Origin of the sequence: Streptomyces sp. NPDC058579, from assembly GCF_042718575.1 — a bacterium.
Classification (GTDB): domain Bacteria; phylum Actinomycetota; class Actinomycetes; order Streptomycetales; family Streptomycetaceae; genus Streptomyces.
The window spans coordinates 160424-183766 of record NZ_JBHXPI010000011.1 but is presented as its reverse complement, the minus strand read 5'-3'; the positions used below and the strand labels follow the sequence as shown (position 1 = coordinate 183766).

Annotated in this window: 17 protein-coding genes and 1 pseudogene; 13 read left to right on the top strand and 5 right to left on the bottom strand. The window is 71.4% G+C overall.

Annotation, left to right across the window (positions count from 1 at the left end; all coding sequences use genetic code 11):
- Positions 1 to 147: 147 nt before the first annotated feature.
- From ACFWRO_RS16785 to ACFWRO_RS16760, 6 genes are all read left to right on the top strand, one after another.
- Complete coding sequence (locus ACFWRO_RS16785; RefSeq protein WP_384510498.1) at positions 148 to 4443, top strand: discoidin domain-containing protein; 4296 nt, start codon at positions 148 to 150, stop codon at positions 4441 to 4443.
- A 218-nt stretch (positions 4444 to 4661) separates the two neighbouring features.
- Complete coding sequence (locus tag ACFWRO_RS16780) at positions 4662 to 6080, top strand: ABC transporter substrate-binding protein (protein WP_384510495.1); 1419 nt, start codon at positions 4662 to 4664, stop codon at positions 6078 to 6080.
- 120 nt (positions 6081 to 6200) lie between these two features.
- A complete protein-coding gene (locus ACFWRO_RS16775; protein ID WP_384510492.1) occupies positions 6201 to 7160 on the top strand; it encodes a carbohydrate ABC transporter permease in 960 nt (319 codons plus the stop codon).
- An 18-nt stretch (positions 7161 to 7178) separates the two neighbouring features.
- On the top strand, positions 7179 to 8054 hold the full coding sequence (locus tag ACFWRO_RS16770) for a carbohydrate ABC transporter permease (protein WP_384510489.1): 876 nt from the start codon (positions 7179 to 7181) through the stop codon (positions 8052 to 8054).
- A gap of 117 nt (positions 8055 to 8171) precedes the next feature.
- A complete protein-coding gene (locus ACFWRO_RS16765) occupies positions 8172 to 9776 on the top strand; it encodes a glycoside hydrolase family 13 protein (RefSeq protein WP_384510487.1) in 1605 nt (534 codons plus the stop codon).
- A gap of 162 nt (positions 9777 to 9938) precedes the next feature.
- Positions 9939 to 11807, top strand: a complete 1869-nt coding sequence (locus tag ACFWRO_RS16760) for a sigma-70 family RNA polymerase sigma factor (protein ID WP_384510484.1) — start codon at positions 9939 to 9941, stop codon at positions 11805 to 11807.
- Between the two features lie 16 nt (positions 11808 to 11823).
- Here ACFWRO_RS16760 and arsM read toward each other — a convergent pair whose 3' ends face one another.
- Positions 11824 to 12576 (bottom strand): arsenite methyltransferase, encoded by a 753-nt coding sequence (gene arsM / locus ACFWRO_RS16755; protein WP_384510481.1) that lies wholly within the window; start codon positions 12574 to 12576, stop codon positions 11824 to 11826.
- A gap of 94 nt (positions 12577 to 12670) precedes the next feature.
- Between arsM and ACFWRO_RS16750 the strand changes: the two genes are divergently transcribed.
- The 4 genes and pseudogenes from ACFWRO_RS16750 (at position 12671) to ACFWRO_RS16735 (ending at position 15391) form a co-directional block, all read left to right on the top strand.
- Positions 12671 to 13030 (top strand): ArsR/SmtB family transcription factor, encoded by a 360-nt coding sequence (locus ACFWRO_RS16750; protein WP_384510479.1) that lies wholly within the window; start codon positions 12671 to 12673, stop codon positions 13028 to 13030.
- Positions 13027 to 13749: an aquaporin gene (locus ACFWRO_RS16745; RefSeq protein ID WP_384510477.1), complete on the top strand. Its 723-nt coding sequence runs from the start codon at positions 13027 to 13029 to the stop codon at positions 13747 to 13749. The genes ACFWRO_RS16750 and ACFWRO_RS16745 overlap by 4 nt, the downstream gene beginning before the upstream one ends.
- A gap of 20 nt (positions 13750 to 13769) precedes the next feature.
- Positions 13770 to 14192: an arsenate reductase ArsC gene (locus ACFWRO_RS16740; RefSeq protein ID WP_384510474.1), complete on the top strand. Its 423-nt coding sequence runs from the start codon at positions 13770 to 13772 to the stop codon at positions 14190 to 14192.
- 25 nt (positions 14193 to 14217) lie between these two features.
- Positions 14218 to 15391: pseudogene (locus ACFWRO_RS16735) on the top strand (alpha-hydroxy-acid oxidizing protein).
- 94 nt (positions 15392 to 15485) lie between these two features.
- Here the strand turns inward: ACFWRO_RS16735 and ACFWRO_RS16730 are convergent.
- The 3 genes from ACFWRO_RS16730 to ACFWRO_RS16720 form a co-directional block, all read right to left on the bottom strand.
- Positions 15486 to 15704 carry a hypothetical protein gene (locus ACFWRO_RS16730; RefSeq protein WP_384510471.1) on the bottom strand — a complete coding sequence of 73 codons (219 nt, stop codon included), beginning with the start codon at positions 15702 to 15704 and terminating at the stop codon, positions 15486 to 15488.
- Between the two features lie 191 nt (positions 15705 to 15895).
- The gene (locus ACFWRO_RS16725; protein ID WP_384510468.1) at positions 15896 to 16708 is read right to left on the bottom strand and encodes an SDR family NAD(P)-dependent oxidoreductase; all 813 of its coding nucleotides are present in this window, start codon (positions 16706 to 16708) and stop codon (positions 15896 to 15898) included.
- Positions 16709 to 16785: 77 nt separating this feature from the next.
- Positions 16786 to 17607 carry a VOC family protein gene (locus ACFWRO_RS16720; RefSeq protein ID WP_384510465.1) on the bottom strand — a complete coding sequence of 274 codons (822 nt, stop codon included), beginning with the start codon at positions 17605 to 17607 and terminating at the stop codon, positions 16786 to 16788.
- Between the two features lie 310 nt (positions 17608 to 17917).
- Between ACFWRO_RS16720 and ACFWRO_RS16715 the strand changes: the two genes are divergently transcribed.
- The 3 genes from ACFWRO_RS16715 to ACFWRO_RS16705 all read left to right on the top strand — a co-directional run bounded on the left by ACFWRO_RS16715 (position 17918) and on the right by ACFWRO_RS16705 (position 22183).
- Complete coding sequence (locus ACFWRO_RS16715) at positions 17918 to 18661, top strand: class I SAM-dependent methyltransferase (RefSeq protein ID WP_384510463.1); 744 nt, start codon at positions 17918 to 17920, stop codon at positions 18659 to 18661.
- A gap of 189 nt (positions 18662 to 18850) precedes the next feature.
- Positions 18851 to 20152, top strand: a complete 1302-nt coding sequence (locus ACFWRO_RS16710; protein ID WP_384510460.1) for a serine hydrolase domain-containing protein — start codon at positions 18851 to 18853, stop codon at positions 20150 to 20152.
- A 162-nt stretch (positions 20153 to 20314) separates the two neighbouring features.
- Positions 20315 to 22183, top strand: coding sequence for a LamG-like jellyroll fold domain-containing protein (locus ACFWRO_RS16705; protein ID WP_384510458.1), 1869 nt, complete (start codon positions 20315 to 20317; stop codon positions 22181 to 22183).
- Between the two features lie 43 nt (positions 22184 to 22226).
- On the opposite strand, the gene ACFWRO_RS16700 is transcribed toward ACFWRO_RS16705, so the two are convergent.
- Complete coding sequence (locus ACFWRO_RS16700) at positions 22227 to 23210, bottom strand: LuxR family transcriptional regulator (protein WP_384510455.1); 984 nt, start codon at positions 23208 to 23210, stop codon at positions 22227 to 22229.
- Positions 23211 to 23343: the final 133 nt, after the last annotated feature.

Sequence of the window (23343 nt, the reverse complement as noted above, 5' to 3'; positions counted from 1 at the left end):
CCTTCCTTGTCCCCCCCCCCCCCCCCCCCGACCAACACGCCCCGGGGGGGCGCCCCGTGCGCGGGGGCGCCCCCGCCACTGAGCCGTGCCTCGCCGCCGGTCGGGCGCGAGGCCGAGATCGAGGACCTGAGAGGACTGAGAGGACAGATGAGCATCTCCGCATGGAGACCGCGGTTCCTGAGCGCCGTGGTCGCGACCAGTCTCCTGGCACTGGGCGGTCCGCTGATGAGCGCGCCCGCGCAGGCCGCGGGCGGCCCCAACATCGCCCTGGGCGACGCCGCGGCGGGCAGCAGTGCCCTGGCCGAGTACGGCGCCGCGAACATCACCGACGGCAACCAGGGCTCGTACTGGCAGAGCGCCGGCAGCGGCCTGCCCCAGTGGGTCCAGGCCGACCTCGGCGCCACGACCCGCGTGGACGAGGTGGTCCTGAAGCTGCCCGCCGGCTGGGAGAGCCGTAACCAGACGCTCTCCGTCCAGGGCAGCGCCGACGGCACGAGCTTCGCCACCCTCAAGAACTCCGCCACCTACACCTTCAGCCCCGGTACGGCCAACACCGTCACGGTCACGTTCCCCGCGACCCAGACGCGGTTCGTCCGGATCGCCGTCACCGCCAACACCGGCTGGCAGGCCGCCCAGCTCTCCGAGCTGGAGGTGCACGCCGCCGACGCCTCCTCCGTCAACCTCGCGGCCGGCCGCACCCTGACCGCGAGCAGCCACACCCAGGTGTACGGGGCGGGCAACGCCAACGACGGCAACCGGGCCACCTACTGGGAGAGCGCCAACAACGCCCTCCCGCAGTGGATCCAGGCGGACCTCGGCTCCGCCGTCCGCATCGACCGGGTCGTCCTGCGGCTGCCGTCCGGCTGGGAGACGCGCAGCCAGACCCTCAAGATCCAGGGCAGCACCAACGGCACCGACTTCACCGACCTGACCGCCTCCCAGGCGTACACCTTCGACGCCGCCGGCGGACACACCGCGACGATCACCTTCGACGCCGCCACCACCCGCCACCTCCGCGTCCTCGTCACCGCGAACAGCGTGCAGCCCGCCGGACAGCTCTCCGAGCTGGAGGTCTACGGCCCGGAGACCGGCGACACGCAGGCACCTTCCGCGCCCGCGAGCCTCGCCCTCACCCAGCCCGCCACCGACCAGATCCGGCTCACCTGGAACGCGGCCACCGACAACGTCGGCGTGACGGGCTACGACATCTACGCCAACGGCGCCCTGCTCAGCAGCGTCGCCGGGGGAGTCACCACGTTCACCGACACCCGGCCGGCGAACCAGACGGTGACCTACCTCGTCCGCGCCAGGGACGCGGCGGGCAACCAGTCGGCCGACAGCAACACCGTGACCCGCACCGGCGACACCGGGGACACCCAGGCACCCACGGCGCCCGCGAACCTCCAGCTCACCGCGCCCGCGGCCGGGCAGATCCGGCTGGCCTGGAACGCCTCGTCGGACAACGTGGGCGTCACCGGCTACGACGTCTACGCCAACAACACGCTCCGAGGCAGCGTGGCCGGCAACGTCACCACGTACACCGACACCCAGCCGGCCTCCGCCACCGTCACGTACCACGTCCGCGCCAAGGACGGGGCCGGCAACCAGTCGGCCAACAGTAACGCCGTGACCCGCGACGGCACCGGCGGCACGGGCTCCGACCTGGCGGTCGGCAAGGAGATCGCCGCCTCCTCCATGGTGCACACCTACGCCGCCGTGAACGCCAACGACAACAACGTGGCGACGTACTGGGAGGGCGCGGGCGGCAGCTACCCCCAGACCCTCACCGTGAAGCTGGGCTCCAACGCCGACCTCGACCGGCTCGTCCTCAAGCTCAACCCGGACGGAGCCTGGGCCACCCGGAGCCAGACGATCGAGGTCCTCGGCCGCGAGCAGAGCGCCTCCGGCCAGACCGGCCTCGTCGCGGCGAAGAGCTACACCTTCGACCCGGCGAGCGGCAACACCGTCACGATCCCGGTCTCCGCCCGGGTCGCCGACGTCCAGCTGAAGTTCACCGCCAACTCCGGCGCCTCGGCCGGCCAGCTCGCCGAGCTCCAGGTCATCGGCGTCCCGGCGCCCAACCCGGACCTGGAGGTCACCGGCCTGACCGCCTCGCCCACCTCACCGGTCGAGTCGGACCCGATCACGGTGAGCGCGACCGTCCGCAACAGCGGCCCGGCCGCCGCGCCCGCGAGCGCCGTGGCGCTGCGCCTGGGCGGCACCAAGGTCGCCATTGCCCAGGTCGGGGTCCTGGCCGCAGGCGCCCAGACCACGGTCGGCGCCTCCATCGGCGCACGGGACGCCGGTTCGTACGAGCTGAGCGCGGTCGCCGACGAGGCGGGCGCGGTCATCGAGCAGAACGAGTCCAACAACACGTTCACCAGCCCCACCGCCTTGGTGGTCAGGCCGGTCTCCAGTTCGGACCTGGTCGCGGCCTCCGTGACCACCTCGCCGTCCAGCCCGGCCGCCGGTCAGGCGGTGACCTTCAAGGTGGCCGTGAAGAACCAGGGCACCGTGGCGAGCGCCCCGGGCAGCCACGGCGTCACCCTCACCCTGCTCGACTCCACGGGCGCCACGGTCAGGACGCTGACCGGGGCGCACAGCGGAGCCCTCGCGGCCGGGGCCGCGGCCGAGGTGGGCCTCGGCCCCTGGACCGCGGCCAACGGCTCGTACACCGTGAAGGTCGTCCTCGCCGACGACGCCAACGAGCTGCCGGTCAAGCGCGCCAACAACACGTCCACCCAGCCGCTCTTCGTCGGCCGCGGCGCCAACATGCCGTACGACATGTACGAGGCGGAGGACGGCACCGCCGGGGGAGGCGCGCAGGTCGTCGGGCCTAACCGGACAGTCGGCGACATCGCGGGCGAGGCCTCGGGCCGCAAGGCCGTGAACCTGGACGCGACGGGCGAGTACGTCGAGTTCACCACCCGCGCCGACACCAACACCCTGGTCGCCCGGGTCTCGCTGCCCGACGCCCCGGGTGGCGGTGGCGTGGACTCCACGATCAACGTCTACGTCGACGGGGTGTTCAAGAAGGCGCTCCCGGTGACCTCGAAGTACTCCTGGCTGTACGGCGCCGAGGCCGCGCCCGGCAACTCCCCGGGCTCGGGCGCCCCGCGGCACATCTACGACGAGGCGAACATCATGCTCGGCGAGACCGTGCGGGCGGGCAGCAGGATCCGGCTGCAGAAGGACGCCGCGAACAACCAGTCGTACTACGCGGTCGACTTCGTCAACCTGGAGCAGGTCGCGCCGGTCGCGAACCCCGACCCGGCCACGTACACGGTCCCGGCGGGCTTCGGCCACCAGGACGTCCAGAACGCGCTCGACCGGGTACGTATGGACACGACGGGCACCCTCGTCGGGGTCTACCTGCCGCCGGGCGACTACCAGACGTCGAGCAAGTTCCAGGTGTACGGCAAGCCCGTGAAGGTCGTCGGCGCCGGCCCCTGGTACGCGAAGTTCCACGCGCCCGCCGCGCAGGACAACACCGACGTCGGCTTCCGGGCAGAGGCGGCGGCCAAGGGCTCGCTCTTCAAGGGCTTCGCCTACTTCGGCAACTACACCTCGCGGATCGACGGCCCCGGCAAGGTCTTCGACTTCGCGAACGTCACGGACATCGTCATCGACGACATCTGGAACGAGCACATGGTGTGCCTGTACTGGGGCGCGAACACGGACCGGATCACGATTCGCAACTCGCGGATCCGGAACATGTTCGCGGACGGCATCAACATGACCAACGGCTCCACCGACAACCTCGTGACCAACAACGACGCGCGGGCCACCGGTGACGACAGCTTCGCGCTCTTCTCCGCGATCGACGCGGGCGGCGCGGACATGAAGAACAACGTCTACGAGAACCTGACGTCGACGCTGACCTGGCGGGCCGCGGGAGTCGCCGTCTACGGCGGCTACAACAACACCTTCCGCAACATCCACATCGCCGACACCCTCGTCTACTCCGGGATCACCATCTCCTCGCTGGACTTCGGCTATCCGATGAACGGCTTCGGCACCGATCCCACGACCTTCGAGAACATCTCGATCGTCCGGGCCGGCGGGCACTTCTGGGGCGCGCAGACCTTCCCGGGCATCTGGGTGTTCTCCGCCTCCAAGGTCTTCCAGGGGATCAGGGTCAGCCATGTCGACATCGTCGACCCGACGTACAGCGGCGTGATGTTCCAGACGAACTACGTCGGCGGGCAGCCGCAGTTCCCCATCAAGGACACCGTGTTCACGGACATCTCGATCACGGGCGCGCGCAGGAGCGGCGACGCGTACGACGCGAAGTCGGGCTTCGGTCTGTGGGCCAACGAGCTGCCGGAGTCCGGTCAGGGGCCGGCCGTGGGGGAGGTGACCTTCAACGGCCTCGAGCTGAGCGGCAACGCGGTGGACATCCGTAACACCACGTCCACCTTCAAGATCAACGTCAACCCCTAGCGGGTCCGGCGACACCCCGGGCGGGACACGGGCCCGGTGAGGCCGGTGCAGGCGGCTTGCGGCTGCTTGCACCGGCCTTCTTCTCGTTTCTGTCAGGCAATTACGAAATCGGCGCGATATCTTGCGTTCACATGTTGGGGGTGGTTGAGTGTGGCGCGCCCCACAGAACGCACCGGCGGTGGGGCGACCTCCACGTTCATGCCCGAAGGGGACCACCCATGAGAAGTGCCCGGTTCCGCCGTACGCGCCGCGCCAGCGCGGTCACCCTCGTCTCCGCGCTCACGCTGACCGTGCTCGCCGCCTGCGGCACGAGCAGCAGCGACAACAACGGCGGCGGTGGTTCCGAGGGCGGCGGATCGTCCGACCCCACCGCCCCGTTGGACCCGAAGACCAAGGTGACGCTCACCATCGACTGCATGCCCCCGGCGGCGAAGGCGGCCGAGCTCAAGGAGTGGAAGGAGGACGTCGCCACCTTCAACAAGACGTACCCGAACGTCACGATCGAGGGCCGCTCCACCGCCGGCCAGTGCCTCGAACCGCCCCGCTTCACCGCGATGCTCAAGGCCAAGTCCCAGCCGGACGTCTTCTACACGTACTTCACCGACCTGCAGCAGGTCCTGGACAACGACGGCGCCGCCGACATCACCGCGTACGTCAACGACAAGAGCGTCCCGCTCCTGAAGGACATCGACCCGAACGTCCTCGCCTCCCTCAAGCAGGACGGCAAGCTCTACGGCCTGCCCACCAGCAACTACACGATGGGCCTGCTCATCAACCGCAAGCTCTTCCAGCAGGCCGGCCTCGACCCCGACGCCCCGCCGCGCACCTGGGAGGAGGTCCGCGCCGCCGCCAAGAAGATCGCCGCACTCGGCAACGGCACAGCCGGCTTCGGCGAGTACAGCGCGGGCAACACGGGCGGCTGGCACTTCACCGCGCAGCTGTACAGCCTGGGCGGAGACGTCGTCGACGCGAGCGGCAAGAAGGCCGCCTTCAACAACGAGCTGGGCAAGCAGGTCGTGAAGAACCTCCACGCCATGCGCTGGGAGGACGACAGCATGGGCAAGACCCAGCTGCTCAAGTGGGGCGACCTGCAGAAGCAGATCGCGACCGACAAGCTCGGCATGTTCCTCGCGGCGCCCGACGACATCGCGTACATGGTCCAGCAACTCGGCGCGAAGTACGAGAACTTCGGCATGGGGCCGATCCCCGGCGAGAAGGCCACCCTGGCCGGCGGCAACAACTACATGGTCAAGAAGGGGATCTCCGGCGACAAGATCAAGGCCGCGGTCGCCTGGCTCAACTTCAAGAACCTCAGCGTCGGCAAGGGCCAGTTCGACTGGGCACGCACCAAGCAGGACGGCCTGCCGGTCGGCGTCCCGCAGCCCAACTTCTGGCTGAACGACTCCAAGGGCAAGGACGACGCCGCCCGCGTGGAGCACGCCACCATGCCGGTCGCCAACTTCAAGGCCTTCATGGACAACCCGGTCGCGGGCAAGGCGGAGCCGCCGAAGGCCCAGGAGATCTACAAGGTCCTCGACAACGTGATGTCCGGCATCCTCACCAACAAGGACGCCGACGTCGACAAGCTGCTCGCCACCGCCGAGACGCAGGTCAACCAGGTCCTCGCCACCGGGTGACCGGATGACCGGATCCCGGGCAGGGGCGGACCGACGCGCCGCCCCGCCCGGGCCCCGACCATCCATCGGAAGACCACCCGGCAGATCACCGGGCAGCCCAGCATCAAGGAGCGAGCGACGATGTCGGCCCCCAGCCTGACCCCGAGCAAGGCGGGTTCCCCCCGCCCCTCACCGCCGCACGAGGCGGACCACGCGCCCCCCGGCGGGCGGTTCGCGAAGAGCCTGCGGCGCAACCTCACCGCCCACGGGTTCCTCATCGGCGCGGTCCTCTGCTTCGCGGTCTTCTCCTGGTACCCGATGGTCAGGGAGTTCTTCCTGGCCTTCCAGAAGACCGAGAGCGGCCAGACCACCTGGGTCGGATTCGACAACCTCGTCACCGTCTTCAACGACCCGGCCTTCTGGCAGGCCTGGCGCAACACGCTCCTGTTCACCGTGCTCGCGCTCGTCTTCGGCTTCGCCGTGCCGTTCGTCGTGGCGATCGTCATCAACGAGTTCCACCACGGACAGGGCTACCTCCGGCTGCTCGTCTACCTCCCCGTGATGCTCCCGCCGGTCGCCTCCGTCCTCCTCTTCAAGTACCTGTACGACCCCGGCTACGGCCTGCTCAACGAGCTCTTCCGGTCCCTCCACCTGCCCGAGCAGCAGTGGCTCCAGGACCCCGACCTCTCGATGCTCTCCGTCGTCATCGCCTCGACCTGGATGAACATGGGCGGCGCGGCCCTCATCTACCTGGCCGCGCTCCAGTCCATCCCCGGCGAGCTGTACGAGGCGGCCGAACTGGACGGCGCCGGGCTCTTCCGCAAGATCTGGCACGTCACCATCCCGCAGACCCGGCTCATCCTCTCGCTGATGCTGCTCATGCAGATCATCGCGACCATGCAGGTCTTCGTCGAACCCTTCCTGCTGACCGGCGGCGCGGGACCCGAAGGCTCCACCACGACCGTCGTCTACCTCATCTACCAATACGCCTTCAACTTCAACAACTACGGTGCCGCGGCGGCGCTCGGCCTGCTCCTCCTCGTACTCCTGGCCGGCTTCTCGGCCGCGTACGTGAAGCTCAGCCGCGCCGAGGACGAGTAGGACCGGGGGAGAACCAGCATGTCGACACGTACCCTCATCTCGCCGGCGCAGCTCGCCCGCCCCCGCGCCAGGGTCATCTACTGGACCGTCTTCGCCGTGGTCGTCGGCGGCTTCACCCTGGCGTTCCTCGGCCCCCTGTACTGGCTGGTGACGAGCGGCTTCAAGGACGCCCAGGAGGTGATCCAGACACCGCCGACCCTGGTGCCCGGCACCTTCGAGCCGGCGAACTACACCCGCGCCTGGGAGGTCATGGACCTCGCCACCCTGCTCTTCAACACCCTCTACTACGCGTTCGGCGCGCTCGCCTTCCAACTCGTCCTCGACGTGGCGGCCGCCTACTCGCTCTCCAAACTGCGGCCCGTCCTCGGCAAGGCGATCCTCGGCCTGATGCTGGCGACCCTGATGATCCCGGCGACCGTCCTCGTCGTACCGCAGTACCTCACCGTCCTGGACGTGCCCGTCATCGAGCGCAACCTGCTGAACACGCCCTGGGCGATCTGGCTCCCGTCCGTGACCAACGCCTTCAACATCTTCCTGCTCAAGCGGTTCTTCGACTCGATCCCGAGGGAACTCCTCGACGCGGCCTCCATGGACGGCGCCTCGCCCACGCGCATCCTGTGGTCGATCGTGCTGCCCATCTCACGGCCGATCCTGGGCGTGGTGTCGATCTTCGCCGTGGTGGGGGTCTGGAAGGACTTCCTCTGGCCGATGCTCACCCTCCCCGACCCGGCGACGCAGACCCTCAACGTCGGCATCTACTCGCTCTCCAACGGCGTACCCGTGAACGTGCTCATCGCCGCGCTCACCATCGCCTCCGTGCCGACCCTGCTCATCTTCCTGGTCTTCCAGCGCAACATCATGAGCGGCCTCACCGCGGGCGGACTCAAGGGCTGACAGCGCCGCCCTGCCCCGCCTCCGCACCCCCAGACCTTCGTCGCCGGCCCGTCCGACACGCCCCGCAGCAACCGGGCCGGCGGCGAAGAACCCCGACCTGCCCGAAAGGACCGTCACGTGGCAGCCCCGAACTCGCACCGCACCGACGACTGGTGGCGCGACGCCGTCATCTACCAGGTGTACCCACGCAGCTTCGCCGACGGAGACGGCGACGGCACCGGGGACCTCGCGGGCGTCCGGGCGAGACTGCCCTACCTCGCCGAACTGGGCGTCGACGCCGTCTGGTTCACCCCCTGGTACCTCTCCCCGCTCGTGGACGGCGGCTACGACGTCGCCGACTACCGCACCATCGACCCCGCCTTCGGCACCCTCGCCGAGGCCGAGAAGCTCATCGCCGAAGCCCGCGAGCTCTCCATCCGCGTGATCGTCGACATCGTCCCCAACCACGTCTCCGACCAGCACGCCTGGTTCCGCGCGGCCCTGGCCGCCGGACCCGGCAGCCCCGAGCGCGAGCGGTTCCACTTCCGCCCCGGCCGCGGCGAGCGCGGCGAACTCCCGCCCAACGACTGGCCCTCGCAGTTCTCCGGCGCGACCTGGACCAGGGTCGAGGACGGCGAGTGGTACCTCCATCTCTTCACCCCCGAGCAGCCCGACCTCAACTGGGCCCACCCGGAGGTCCGCCGCGAGCACGAGGACGTCCTGCGCTTCTGGTTCGAGCGCGGCGTCGCCGGCGTGCGTATCGACTCCGCCGCGCTGCTTGCCAAGGACCCGGCCCTCGCCGACTTCGTCGAGGGCGTCGACCCCCACCCGTACATCGACCAGGACGAACTCCATGACATCTACCGCTCCTGGCGCGCGATCGCCGACACCTACCAGGGCGTCTTCGTCGGCGAGGTCTGGCTGCCGGACTCCGAACGGTTCGCCCGCTACCTCCGCCCCGACGAGCTGCACACCGCCTTCAACTTCTCCTTCCTCTCCTGCCCCTGGGAGGCGGACCGGCTGCGCCGCACCATCGACGACACCCTCGCCGAGCACGCGCCCGTCGGAGCCCCCGCGACGTGGGTCCTCTGCAACCACGACGTCACCCGGACCGTCACCCGCTACGGGCGCGCCGACACCGGCTTCGACTTCGCGAAGAAGGCCTTCGGCACCCCCACCGACCTCGGCCTCGGCACCCGCCGGGCCCGGGCCGCCGCGCTGCTCACCCTCGCGCTGCCCGGATCGGTGTACGTGTACCAGGGCGAGGAGCTCGGACTCCCCGAGGCCGACATCCCGCGCGACCGCATCGAGGACCCCATGCACGCCCGCTCCGAGGGCGTCGACCCCGGCCGCGACGGCTGCCGCGTCCCGCTGCCCTGGGCCGCCGAAGCGCCCTGGTACGGCTTCGGCTCGGAGTCCGAACCGTGGCTGCCCCAGCCCAGGGACTGGGCGCGGTACGCGGTGGACCGCCAGCGCACCGACCCGGAGTCGATGCTCGCGCTGTACCGGACGGCCCTCGCGCTGCGCCGGGCCGAGGCGGGCTTCGGCGACGGGCCCATGACCTGGCTGCCGGCCGAGGAGGGCGTACTCGCGCTGGCCCGCCCGGAGGGCCTGGTGTGCGTCGTGAACCTCGCGCCGACGCCCGCCGCGCTGCCGCCGCACGAGCGGATCCTGCTCGCCGGCGGACCGCTCGACGCCGAGGGGCGGCTGCCTCAGGACACGGCGGTGTGGCTACGCGTCTGAGGGGTCTCTGACCAGCGTGAAGGCAGGGGCGACCGCTCGTGTTCGCTCCTGTGTACTACTCTGCCGCAAAACTTTCGCCGATTTCTGTTATCAGCGGGATACCCCGGGGTCTCCCAACTGCCGGCATCGACAACAGGCGGGACAGGCAGAGTGAACCAGGGCATGGGAACGCAGTACGGCACGCAGCACGGCACGGAGCTCGTGAGGGCGGCGCAGAGCGGGGACCTGTGGGCACAGGACCAGCTCATCGCCGCCTACCTGCCCCTCGTCTACAACATCGTGGGCCGGGCCCTGAACGGCCACCACGACGTCGACGACGTGGTGCAGGAGACGATGCTGCGGGCGCTCGACGGCCTCGGCTCCCTCCGTGCCCCGGACAGCTTCCGGTCCTGGCTCGTGGCCATCGCCATGAACGGGATCCGCGGCCACTGGCACAAGCAGCAGTCCCGCCTCCACATGGGCGTCCTCGACGACGCCCGTGACCTCGCGCACCCCGGTGCCGACTTCGTGGACCTGACCCTGGTCAGCCTCCACCTGTCCGGCCAGCGCCGCGAGACCGCCGAGGCCACGCGCTGGCTGGAGCCGGACGACAGCGCGCTGCTGTCGCTCTGGTGGCTGGAGTGCGCCGGGGAACTGACCCGCTACGAGGTGGCGGCGGCCCTCGGCCTGTCCACGGAGCACACCGCGGTGCGGGTGCAGCGGATGAAGGCGCAGCTCGACACCGCCCGCGTCGTCGTCCGGGCCCTGACGGAGAACCCGCCGTGCCCCGCCCTCCGCTCCGAGCTCGGCACCTGGGACGGCCGCCCCTCCGCCCTCTGGCGCAAGCGCATAGCCCGCCACGCGCGCGGCTGCGCGCACTGCGCCGGCCTCTGGAGCAACCTCGTCCCGGCCGAGGGGCTCCTGGCGGGGCTGCTCCTGGTCCCGCCGTCGGCGTGGCTGCTCGCCTCGGTACGGGAGAGCGCGGGCTTCGGACTGACGGCGGCGGCGGCGAGTACGGGGTACCAGTACGGGACGCCGGGGGCGTACGACACAAACGGGGCGTACGGGACGCAGGCGTACGAGGCGTACGAGATACCGGCGCAGTACGGGGAGCCCGCGTACGAGCCGTACGAGCCGACGGCACAGTACGAGCCGACGGCACAGTACGAGCCGACGGCACAGTACGAGCCGATGGCGCCGTACGAGCCCCAGAGCGCCACCACCACCATCAGTCCCGTACCCGCAACACACCTCGCCGGTCCCCGCAGCTCGCGGGCAGCGCGGCGGCGGAGGGCGCAGGAGCAGCGGCGTGGTCGGCGCAGGGCCGTCGTCGCCGCGGGCATGGCGGTCGTGGCGGTCACCGGCGGCGCCTTCTACCTGAACGCCGGACCCGATGGGGACGGGGAGACCGTGGACGCGAACCGCGCCGCGGCTCCCGGCCCGGATCTGGCCTTCGGGCAGGACCCGACCACGCTCCTGGAGACCCCCTCGACCTCGGCCTCCGCCTCGGCGTCGGCGTCGGCCAGTGCGACGGCGACACCGTCCGCCCGTCCGAGCCGCACCGCGAAGGCCACGCCGTCGAAGACGGCGGCTCCCCGGACCTCGTCGCCCGCGGCCAAGCCCAAGCCGAAGCCGAAGCCGAAGGTCACGGCGACGACGGCCCCCACGGGCTCGGACTCCACGGCCGACCAGGTGATCAGTCTGGTCAACGCCGAGCGGGCGAAGGCCGGTTGCAGCCCCCTGACGGCGAACTCGCAGCTGACGAGGGCGGCGCAGGGCCACTCCCAGGACATGGCCGCCAGGGACTACTTCGACCACACCAACCCCGACGGGAACGGTCCGGGCGAGCGCGTCACGGCCACCGGCTACCCCTGGTCGACGTACGGCGAGAACATCGCCATGGGGCAGAGCAGCCCGGAGCAGGTGATGGAGTCCTGGATGAACAGCCCCGGCCACCGGGCGAACATCCTCAACTGCGACTTCAAGGAGATCGGGATCGGCATCCATGACCAGGGCGGCCCCTACTGGACCCAGGTGTTCGGCGCGCGCTGATGGTCAGGACGTGGCGTCAGTCGCCGGGCTTGACCGCCCGGACGATGGCCGCGTGCATGCCGTCGGCGACCGTGTGGGTCGTGGTGATGTCGATGTCGGTGAACCCGGCGGCTTCGAGGCCGTGGCGGTACTCGGCGAAGGTCAGCGCGCCCGCGACGCAGCTGACATAGTCCCCGCGTTCGGCCCGCTGCTCGGTGGTGAGGGCGTCGTCGGCGACGACGTCGGAGACGCCGAGGCGACCGCCCGGCGCTAGGACGCGGAACGTCTCGGCGAACACGGCCTGCTTGTCGGTGGACAGGTTGATCACGCAGTTGGAGATGACGACGTCGATCGTGGCGGCGGGCAGCGGGATCGCCTCGATGGTCCCCTTGAGGAACTCCACGTTCGTCGCGCCCGCCTTCGCCGCGTTGGCCAGGGCCAGGGTGAGCATCTCGTCGGTCATGTCCAGGCCGTACGCCCTGCCCGTCGGGCCGACCCGGCGGGCGGAGAGGAGGACGTCGATGCCGCCGCCCGACCCGAGGTCGAGGACGCGCTCGCCCTCGTTCAGCTCGGCGACGGCCGTGGGGTTGCCGCAGCCGAGGGAGGCGGCGACGGCCTCGGCGGGCAGTCCGCCGCGCTCGTCGTCGGCGTAGAGCGCTCCGCCGAAGTTCTCGTCCACTTCGACGGCCTGGGGGCCGCAACAGGCGGTGCCGCCCTCGATGACCTGGAGGGCGGCCGCGGCGTAGCGGCGGCGTACGGTCTCGCGCAGGTCGGTGGACTGCTGGTTCATGGCGACGGCTCCCGACGACGACGGCGATGATGGCTGTATCGATGAGCTTCGATACAAGCTTGTGCTCTGGATCGAAGAACGTCAACATAGACGCATGTCGAATCAAGAGAGCGCCGACGACGCCTGCTGTGCGGGGTTGGCGTCCGCGCCGCTGGACGAGGCGGAGGTGCAGGACCTCGCGAGGGTCTTCAAGGCCCTGGGGGATCCGGTCCGGCTGCGGCTGCTGTCGATGATCGCCTCCCGGGACGGGGGCGAGGTCTGTGTCTGTGAGCTGACACCGGCCTTCGAACTGTCCCAGCCCACGATCTCCCACCACCTCAAGCTGCTGCGCCAGGCCGGCCTCGTCGACTGCGAGCGGCGCGGGACCTGGGTCTACTACTGGGTTCTGCCCGCGACGCTGGAGCGGCTCGCGACGGTCCTGAAGGCCCCGCTGCCGGCCGGAGCGACGGCGTGAGGGAGGCGCCTGTTCCGCTGGGCCGCCGGGTGGCCGCCGAAGCCGTCGGCACGGCGGCTCTGGTGGCGGTCGTGGTCGGCTCCGGCATCCAGGCCACCGAGCTGTCGGACGACGTCGGCATCCAGTTGTTGGCGAATTGCCTGGCGACCGTGTTCGGGCTCGGGGTGTTGATCGTGCTGTTCGGACCGGTCTCGGGCGCCCACTTCAACCCGGCGGTCACGCTCGCGGCCTGGGCCGCCGGCCGCCGCTCGGGCGCCGGTCCCTCGGCGCGGGAGGTGGGGGCGTACGTGCCCGCCCAGATCGTGGGCGCGATCACCGGAGCGGTACTGGCGAACGCGATGTTCGGCGCCCGGCTGGCGGCCTTGTCCAGTCATGACCGTTCCTCGCCCCACCTCTGGCTGGGCGAGGTGGTGGCGACCGCAGGGCTGCTCCTGGTGGTCTTCGGCCTGCCCCGCGTCGGCCGAGCGAACCTCGCGCCGGTCGCGGTGGCCGGGTTCATCGGGGCGGCCTACTGGTTCACCTCCTCCACCTCCTTCGCGAACCCGGCCGTGACGATCGGCCGGGCCTTCACCGACTCCTTCGCCGGGATCGCCCCGGCCTCCGTCCCCGCGTTCGTCATCGCGCAACTCGTGGGCGCCGCCGTCGGCCTGGGCCTGGCGGCCCTGGTCTTCGGCGAGCGCTCGACCGCCGCGCTTCCTGCCGTCCCCGCCACCCGCTGAACCTCCCGGAGAGACCTCCCATGCACCCGTCCCCGTCGCCGTCTCCGTCGCGCCCGTCCGTGCTGTTCGTCTGTGTCCACAACGCCGGTCGTTCGCAGATGGCCGCCGCCTTCCTCACGCACCTCGGCGAAGGCCGGGTCGAGGTCCGCTCGGCGGGCTCGGCGCCGGCCGACGCCGTGAACCCGGCCGTGGTAGCGGCGATGGCCGAGGTCGGAATCGACATCGCCGCCGAGACGCCGAAGGTGCTCACCGTCGAGGCCGTCCAGGCGTCCGACGTCGTGATCACCATGGGCTGCGGTGACGCCTGCCCCGTCTTCCCCGGCAAGCGGTACCTCGACTGGACCCTCGACGACCCGGCCGGCCAGGGCGTGGACGCGGTCCGGCCGATCCGGGACGAGATCGAGGCGCGCGTCCGTGGACTGCTGGCGGACCTGACGGCTTGAATCACCCCCACAAGCTGTCGAGGGAGTGGGGAGCACAGTGGGCGCGTTCGGCGAGTATCAGAACGAGATCTACCTCAACGGGCTGGGCGGGGTTCTGCCGCGATTCCCGATGTCGTACGAGGGCTGGGAGGAGAAGGCGCGCGCGGCGCTGTCGCCGTCGGTGTGGTCGTACGTGGCGGGCGGGGCCGGTGACGAGCACACGCAGCGGGCGAACGTCGCCGCCTTCGCCCGTCACGGGGTGATCCCCCGGATGTTCGTGGGCGCCAAGGAACGGGACATGTCGGTGTCCATGTTCGGGCTGTCTCTGCCCTCGCCGCTCATGATGGCGCCGATCGGGGTGCTGGGCCTGTGCGCGCAGGACGGGCACGGCGACCTGGCCGCCGCGCGCCGCGGCTGCCACCGGGGTGCCGATGATCGCCTCGACGCTGTCGGTGGACCCGCTGGAGGAGGTCGCGGCCGAGTTCGGCTCGACTCCGGGGTTCTTCCAGCTCTACACGCCCACGGACCGGGATCTTGCCGCGAGCCTGGTGGAGCGCGCCGAGAAGGCCGGGTTCCGGGGCATCGTGGTCACGCTCGACACATGGGTGACCGGATGGCGCCCGAGGGACCTGGCGACGAGCAACTTCCCCCAGCTGAGGGGCCACTGCCTGGCGAACTACACCAGCGACCCGGTCTTCCGCGCGGCGCTCGCCCAGCCCCCGGAGGAGAACGCCGGCGCGGCGGTGCTGCACTGGGCGGGCGTCTTCGGCAACCCGCTGACCTGGGAAGACCTCCCGTGGCTACGCTCCCTGACCTCGCTCCCGCTGATCGTGAAGGGCCTCTGCCACCCCGAGGACGTACGCCGTGCCAAGGACGGGGGAGTGGACGGCGTCTACTGCTCCAACCACGGCGGCCGCCAGGCCAACGGCGGCCTCGCCGCGCTCGACGCCCTGCCCGAGGTCGTCGAGGCCGCCGACGGCCTTCCCGTGATCTTCGACTCGGGCGTACGCAGCGGTACGGACATCATCAAGGCCCTAGCCCTCGGCGCCACCGCGGTCGCCGTGGGCCGCCCCTACGCCTACGGCCTCGCCCTCGGCGGCGTCGACGGCCTGATCCACGTCCTCCGCTCCCTCCTCGCGGAAGCCGACCTCCTGATGGCCGTAGACGGCTACCCCACCCTCACAGACCTGACCCCGGAGGCCCTCCGCCGCGTCGGGTGACGCCCTTGCGGACGTGCCCCCGTTCCGAGCGCGGAACGGGGGCACGAACCGGCCACCTCGGGCGGGCCGCCGCCGACTGCCGCGGCCGGCGGAACTACTCGGTGGTGGGCTCTCCTCGCAGTGCCTGACTCACATGGGCCTGGCTCAGTCCGATCGTTCGGGCGATCGTCTCCCGGTCGACACCACGCTCGCACGCGGCGCGCATGGCGGCGTTCCGCCGGGCCACGTGGGCGCGACGACGGTCACGGGACGCGACCGTACGTTGGAGGAGGCGCGCCCAGCGCAGAAGCGCGCGGCCGGTCCACAGGGTCAAGGGTCGGGTTTCGGATGCGGTCGGGTGGGCCAACAGGTCCCCCTCGTGATCGACACGGGTGTCGCTGCCGAAGGTGACGGAAGGGCAGGTCCGCCCACAAGGGTGCAAATCCAGCCGCGTGAACGGGTGGCGCGGGTGGGCCGAGTGGGACGAACAGCCGCGTCGGTCCTCAGAGCTTCAGGCCTCGGGCCTCAGGCGTCCGGAGTGCGAGGCGTGAGGTGGAAGTCGAAGGCGAGGGTGCCGGGGTCCAGGGCTGTGGCGCCGCCGTCGACTGTCAGGACCGCTCCGTTGACGAAGGACGCGGCCGGGGACAGGAGCCACGCGACGGCTTCCGCGACCTCGCGGGGCTCGCCCGGGCGGCCGGTCGGGAGGACGCGGGTCACCTCGCGGTACGCCGCGTCGATGTCGTCGAGGCCCTCCTCGTCCGCGAAGCGGCTCATGCGGCGGTCCGCCATGTCCGTGCGCACCCAGCTCGGGCACACCGTATTGGCGCGCAGCCCGGCCGCCCCGTAGTCGACGGCGAGCGAGCGGCAGAGCTGGAGGAGCGCCGCCTTGGAGGTCGCGTACGCCGCGTTGCCGACGCCGTTGCGCAGGGCGGAGACCGAGGCCACGGCGACCACCGCGCCCCGCGCCTCCAGCAGATGCGGGAGCGCGGCGCGCAGCAGGTGGAACGGGCCGGTGAGGTTCGTCCGCATCACCGCGTCCCAGTCGTCGAGGGTCACCTCGCCGACGCCCCCGCCGCGCCCGATACCGGCGTTGAGGACCACCCCGTCGAGGCGGCCGTGGGCGGTGACCGCCGCGTCGACGAGCGCGCGTACCGCGTCGGGGTCGTCGATGTCGGACGGGACGGCCAGCGCGCCGGTCTCCTCGGCGACGAGGTGCAGGGGCTCGGGGCGGCGCCCCGAGATCACCACGTGGTGACCCGCCGCGCACAGCAGCCGGGCCGTCGCCGCCCCGATGCCCGTTCCGCCGCCGGTCACGAGGTACACGCGCTGGTTCGCCATCGATCGTCGGGCCTCTGTGGTCGTGGTGTCGCGTTGCCGCCTTCATGTTGATCAGTTGATCATATGGGCGAGGCTCGTCAGGGCTTTTCCGGAGTCAGGAGCACGAAGTCCGCGTTCGACGGGTCCACGCACACCGCAAGGCGTCCGACCCCCTCCGCGTCGTCCGGGCCCATCTGGACACTGCCGCCGTTCGCCGTCACCCGGGCGACCGCCGCGTCGCAGTCCTCGACGTCGAAGACCGGGTGCCAGTACGGCCGGCCGTTCGTCAGCGTCAGGTCCTCCGCGCGCATGCCCATGATGCCGCCCTGCATCCGGTCCTCGGACAGGCCGGCCGGGGTGACCAGGGAGTACGTACCGCCGCCGCCCGGCAGCTCCATGTCGCTGTACCACCAGCCGAGTACATCGCCGTAGAACCGCTTCGCGGCCGCCGCGTCGCTCGTGTACAGCTCCGTCCAGGAGAGCGAGCCCGGCGCGTCGACGAGCTCTACACCGCTGTCCTTGCCGGGCTGCCAGACGGCGAACTGGCCGCCCAGCGGGTCGCTGTACTGCGCCATCCGGCCCCACTCGCCGAGGTCCATCGGGGCGACCCGGACCGTGCCGCCCGCCTGCTCGACCGCCCGGGTCGTGGCGTCCGCGTCCTCGACGCTGTAGTAGATCATCCAGGCCGAGCGCGCCCCCGTCTCGGTGAGCTTGCCGAGCCCCGCGACGATCTTGCCGTCCTTGCGGAACATCCCGCCTTCCATGTCCTCGCCGCTGCCGCCGTCGCCACCCTCACCGCCCTCCATGGCCTCGTACTCCCAGCCGAGCACGGTGCCGTAGAAGGCCGCCGCGGCCGGTACGTCGGGTGCCCCGAGGTCGATCCAGCAGGGGGTGCCGGGTACGGGGTCGGTGGTGATCATGAGATTTCCCTTCTGGGGTGCTTTGTCGCCAGCCTCGCACCGGGCCGTCGGTCGCGCACGACGACGGCGCGCCGCGGCCGGGCAGCCGGTGGCCGGCAGTGCTGAAGGGTGGACCGCCCACAGCTCCGGAACTCATCGGAGCCCCGCGCGTCCGCGCACGACCGCGCGCGGTCGTGTTGGGCGATGGGCAGGTCGCCCCGCCCGCTTTTCGTGCCATCCGCCAGTACGGCCGCCGCCCGAGGGCGGAGGAGACTCGTCGCCACGGCCGCCAACGGCCGGATGAAGCGGGGATGAAGAAGAGGGGGAGCACGTGACCGTGCATCAGTACGACAAGATCGGTGAGGCGTTCGAGGGATTCAAGTCCCTGCCGTTGATCCGCTACGGGGAGGTGCCGAGCTTCCTGGGACTGGTCGGCGACGTGAGCGGCAGGTCGGTGCTCGACCTCGCCTGCGGCACCGGCTTCTACAGCAGGGAGTTCAAGCGCCGCGGCGCCTCAGACGTCTTCGGCGTCGACATCTCCACCGAGATGATCGCCGCCGCGCGGGACATCGAGCGGCGCGACCCGCTGGGCGTGCGCTACGAGGTCGGTGACGTCAGCGAACTGCGGGCGCTCGACCAGCGCTTCGACATCGCCCTCGCCGTGCAGTGTCTCAACTACGCCGAGGACATCGCGGCGATGGAGCGGATGTGCCGCGGCATCCACAGCAGCCTGGTCCCGGGCGGTGAGTTCTTCGTGCTCGCCCAGCGGCCCGACTACACCTTCGACTGCGCCTCCCTGGACGCGTACGGCTTCCGCTGCGAGCCGACCGGCGAGGAGAGCGAGACGGGTCCGCGCGTGCGGGTCACGGCGCTCCTCGACCCGCAGCCGATCAGCATCGTCGCCTCGTGCCCGCGCCGCGAGGTCTACGAGGAGAGCCTGCGGGCGGCCGGGTTCAGCGAGCTGGAGTGGGTTCCGCTTCAGGTGTCCGACGAGGGTGTCCGCGAGTACGGCGAGGAGTTCTGGGCCGACCTCTACACGAGCCCGCCGCTGGTGATGCTGCGCTGCCGCGCCTGAGGCACTCCGCCACCAGATAGGACGGAAGGACGTGCTCCGGAACCCGTGGCCCGTGTCAGGAACCGTTTACGGACGTTGGCACTCATGATCCATGGGTTCCGGAGACCGCGCGCACCGCGCCCGGTTCGGCCGGAACCCCGCGGCACACCGCCGACTGGGTGCCGCGTCGAACGAGCCGAGGGAATCCACGTGCACCTGTCGCCGAAAAGACGCCTTGCCGTCAGCGCCACCCTGGTCGCCGCACTCGCCGCCGGTGTCGCGCCCGCCACCAGCGCGGTCGCCGCCCCCGCCCCCGCCGCCGCACCCACCGCCACCGACGCGCTCGTCGCGGCCGACGCCGGCCGCCCCGGCCCCGGTCAATTCCCCGACATGGAGGGCGTCGCCGGAGCGCTGAAGGCCGCCATGGACCAGGGCGCTCCGGGCGCCATGGCCCGCTACACCGGCCCCACTGGCACCAAGACGCGCGCCCTCGGCGTCCGCGACCGGGTCTCGGGCGCCGCCATGGACACCCAGGCGCGCTTCCGGATCGGCAGCGTCAGCAAGACCTTCTCCTCCGTCGTGCTGCTCCAGCTGGTGGACGAGGGCAAGGTCGAGCTCGACCAGCCGGTCAACCACTACCTGCCCGGGCTGCTGCCCGACGACAGGATCACGGTGCGTCACCTGCTCACCCACCGCAGCGGGTTGGCCGACTACACCAACGCCATGTTCAACCAGACGGTGCCCGGCTTCGAGGCCGTACGGAACCGGGTCTTCAGCTACCAGGAACTGGTCGACCTCTCCCTGAGCGAGCCGCGCACCACGGAGCCCGGCGTGTCGTACAAGTACTCGAACGCCAACTTCGTCGTCGTCGGCATGCTCATCGAGAAGCTCACCGGCAAGCCGGTGGGCCAGGAGTACGAGCGTCGCATCTTCAAGCGGCTCGGGCTCCGGAACACCTCGTACGTCCACCCCGACACCAAGATCGCCGGGCTCCAGGTGCGTGGCTACCTGCACCCCGACGAGGCCGGCGGCGCGCTCGTGGACTCCACGGAACAGACCGTGTCCTGGGCGCAGTCGGCCGGTGCGGTCATCTCCAACCCGGCGGACCTGAACACCTTCACCACCGCGCTGATGCGGGGCCGCCTGCTGTCGCCGCGCATGCTCGAGGCGATGACCACGGTCACCCCGACGGACGCCACCAACACCCGGCACTACGGCCTCGGCCTGCGCCGCTACGACCTGTCCTGCGGGACGCAGGTGTTCGGCCACACCGGGACCGTGCAGGGCTTCTACACGTACACCTTCGCGACCCGCGACGGCCGCCGCAGCCTCGCCGCGATGGCGAACACGTCCAACCGCGGCGAGGCCAACACCGCGCTCGGCGGCACGCTGGAGGCCGCGTTCTGCGGCAAGAAGCCGGCCCCGGCGGCGAAGTCCTCGTCCCGCGCGGCGCTCGACGCGCAGACGCCGACGGCGCTCCCGGCCGAGCAGGACCTGCCCGAGAACCGCTGATCCACGGGCAGACACACGGGTGAGCCGTGAGGGCCGCCGCGTCCATGTGACCGGCGGCCCGTTCACTCACTCTTCTTCCCGGCGTCGCCGATGCGGGGCCCGGGGCGCGTGAGGCGGCCCTAGCGTGCGGGCGTCACGTCGAACGAGGGGTGGGGAGCACGCATGTCCAGTTCCACAGGTACGGGCCGCCGGGCGGTTCTTCGGGCGGCCGGGGTCGCCGCCGCGGCCTCCGCGACCGTGGGCATCGCGGGCGGCACGAGCGCCTCCGCGACCGCCGCCGACAACGTTGCCGGAACGCGCCGGCGCCCCGGGCCCGACGCGGAGAGCCCGCGCTTCACACTCGCCGTCATGCCCGACACCCAGTACCTCTTCGACGGCGCGAGCATCCACAAGGAGCCCGTCGAGGCCGCCCTGCGCCACCTCCTCGACCAGGCCCACGACGAGAACATCGTCTTCCTGTCCCACCTGGGCGACCTCACCGAGAACGGCCGCCCCGAGGAATTCGCGCCGCTCGGCGAGGTGTTCCGGCTCCTCGACCGGCGCGGCGCCGGGTACAGCGTCCTCGCGGGGAACCACGACATCGACGCGCGCACCGACGACCAGCGCGGCCGCAGCGCCTACCTCGACGCCTTCGGCCCCAAGCGCCTGCGCCCCCTGCGCACCTTCGGCGGTGCCTCCCCGGACGGGTACAACACCTTCCACCTGCTCCGCGCGGCGGGCCGCCAGTGGCTGGTCCTCGCCCTCGACTGGCGGCCCTCGGCCGCCGGCCTCGCCTGGGCGCGCGGCGTCATCGCCCAGCACCCGAACACCCCGGTCGTCCTCACCACCCACGACCTCGTGCACGCCGACGCCGGGGACGGCACGGCGGAGCTCTCCGCGCACGGACAGCACCTGTGGGACGAGCTGATCGAGGACAACGACCAGATCTTCCTCACCCTCAACGGCCACTACTGGCCGGCCGGGCGCACCGCGCGGAAGAACGCGGCCGGCAACGACGTCCACCTGCACCTCACCAACTACCAGGACCGGTACTTCGGCGGCAGCGCGATGATCCGGCTCTACCGCTTCGACCTCGCCAGGAACACCGTCGACGTCTCCACCTTCTCCCCGTGGCTGCTCGCCAAGGAGGCGGAGGGCCGCCTCAACTCCCTGGAGCGGCACGAGCTCGAACTCACCGACCCGGACAACTCCTTCTCCGTCCCGATCGACTTCGAGAAGCGCTTCGCCGGCTTCGCCCCCGTCGCCCCGCGCCGCCCCCGCCCCGCCGCCCGGATGCTGGTCCCCGGCACGCTCGCGTACTGGCGCTTCGACACCGGCCGCGAGGACGGCTCCCCGGCCGACGAGACGCTGCGCGTCCCCGACCTCTCCGGGCACGGCAACGACCTGATCCGTACGACCGTCCCCGGCAGCCCCGCCGACGCCCTGCGCTGGTCCGCCGAGCACCACCCCGACCAGCCCGGACACGGCAGCCTCCACTTCGACGGCGGCCGGCCTCCGCTGCGCGGCGCCTTCCTGCGTACGGCCAAGGGCGCGCCGCTGGACACCGCGACCTTCCGGGCCGGCTTCACCGTCGAGGCGTTCTTCAAGCTGCCCGCCGACTGGACGAGCTCCCGCAACGCCTGGTCCGCGATCCTCAGCCGCCAGGGCACCCTGGCCGCCGCCGGGAAGGAGGGCGACCAGGACGAGCCCGTCGCCACCCTCTCGCTCTCCGACGGCCACGCCCTCCAGTGGGCCGCGGCGCCCCTGAGCCAGAACCGGCTCGTCAGCAACTGGAGCCACGAACTCCCGCTCGACACCTGGTGGCACGCCGCCGTCGTCAACGACGGCCGGCACACCACCCTGTACGTCGACGGCTGCCCGGTCGCCCGCAACCCGGCCACCCCCGCCAACGGCCTGACCACGCTCGGGCTCTCCTGGCTGCTCGGCGGATACGAGTACGGCGGCGGCCTCGACCAGCTCTTCCGGGGCTGGATCGGCGACGTACGGGTCGCCGGACGCGCCCTGCCGGTCGGCGCGTTCATGAACGCCTAGCGCCCAGCCGCTGTCTCGCCGGTCGCTGTCTCGCCGGTCGCTGTCAGAGCCAGCCCGCGCGCTGGGCCTGGAGCGCCAGCTGGAAGCGGTTCGCCGCGCCCAGACGGGCCATCAGGATCTGGAGGCGGCGGAACAGCGTGCGGCGGCTGATCCCGAGCTCGCGGGCGACGACCTCGTCGCTCGCACCGCCCGCGAGGAGCCACAGCAGACGCCGGTCGGCGGGCGGCAGGCCGCCGGGGCGGGTGGTGCGGCCGTGGAACGGCAGCGCGTTCTGCCAGGACTGCTCGAACAGGGCCACGAGCGCCGAGAGCAGCCCGCACGGCTGCACCACCAGCATCGAGTTGTGCACGTCGGCCTCCCGGATCGACAGCGACACCAGTGCGTACGCCTCGTCGATGATCACCAGTTTGACCGGCACGGACGGCAGCACCCGGGCCTGCTCGCCGGCCTCGACGGCCGGTTCGATGGCCTCCGCCAGACGGCCCGGGTACTCCAGCGACTCGCGGGAGTAGATGACACGCTGGTTCACCCCGCGCGCCAGCGTGGCCAGCGCGTCGTCCGTCGCGCCCGGGTGGGGGAAGTACGGAGGGGACTCGAACTGCCGGATCTGCTCGCGGGCGCTCGCCCACGCCTGCCGCATCCGGGAACCGACCGCCTCCCCCGTGACGACCTCCACGAGCGGGGCGTCGTACGCCGCGAGGCGCCGGCGCCGGAACGACTCGAACGCGCCGCCGACCGCGAGCCGCGACTCCTCCAGCTCGGCCGCCCGGTGCCGGGCCAGGATCTCCAGACCGGCCGCCGGCGGCACCGGAGCCACCGCGTCCGCACCCTCGTCGGCCGCGCTCGCCAGACCGGCGTCGGCCAGCTCCCCATAGGCCGCCGCGAGCTCCGCGCCGCCCAGACCGGTCTCCGTCCCGATCGCGTCCAGCGGAGCCGGAGCCTGGTCCAGGAGCGCCAGATAGACCCGCACGGCGGGCTCGCCGACGCCGAGGAGGCGGAGGGCCTCGCCGAGTTTCGCGTTCGTCATGCCTCGCATTATCGACGCCCGCCGTGGCCGATCAGTGCCAGTGGCACTCCTGGGCACCCGAGGCCCGCTTCGAGGGCTACTGTCCGTCGGCGAAGGCACCGCCCGGACGCGATTCCGGACGCGATGGACGAAG

Coding starts and splice junctions, on each gene's coding strand:
- arsM (WP_384510481.1), bottom strand. CDS start 12,576: ATGAACCAGCAGTCCACCGACCTGCGCGAGACCGTACGCCGCCGCTAC.
- ACFWRO_RS16785 (WP_384510498.1), top strand. CDS start 148: ATGAGCATCTCCGCATGGAGACCGCGGTTCCTGAGCGCCGTGGTCGCG.
- ACFWRO_RS16720 (WP_384510465.1), bottom strand. CDS start 17,607: ATGATCACCACCGACCCCGTACCCGGCACCCCCTGCTGGATCGACCTC.
- ACFWRO_RS16775 (WP_384510492.1), top strand. CDS start 6,201: ATGTCGGCCCCCAGCCTGACCCCGAGCAAGGCGGGTTCCCCCCGCCCC.
- ACFWRO_RS16780 (WP_384510495.1), top strand. CDS start 4,662: ATGAGAAGTGCCCGGTTCCGCCGTACGCGCCGCGCCAGCGCGGTCACC.
- ACFWRO_RS16760 (WP_384510484.1), top strand. CDS start 9,939: ATGGGAACGCAGTACGGCACGCAGCACGGCACGGAGCTCGTGAGGGCG.
- ACFWRO_RS16740 (WP_384510474.1), top strand. CDS start 13,770: ATGCACCCGTCCCCGTCGCCGTCTCCGTCGCGCCCGTCCGTGCTGTTC.
- ACFWRO_RS16705 (WP_384510458.1), top strand. CDS start 20,315: ATGTCCAGTTCCACAGGTACGGGCCGCCGGGCGGTTCTTCGGGCGGCC.
- ACFWRO_RS16770 (WP_384510489.1), top strand. CDS start 7,179: ATGTCGACACGTACCCTCATCTCGCCGGCGCAGCTCGCCCGCCCCCGC.
- ACFWRO_RS16700 (WP_384510455.1), bottom strand. CDS start 23,210: ATGACGAACGCGAAACTCGGCGAGGCCCTCCGCCTCCTCGGCGTCGGC.
- ACFWRO_RS16725 (WP_384510468.1), bottom strand. CDS start 16,708: ATGGCGAACCAGCGCGTGTACCTCGTGACCGGCGGCGGAACGGGCATC.
- ACFWRO_RS16750 (WP_384510479.1), top strand. CDS start 12,671: ATGTCGAATCAAGAGAGCGCCGACGACGCCTGCTGTGCGGGGTTGGCG.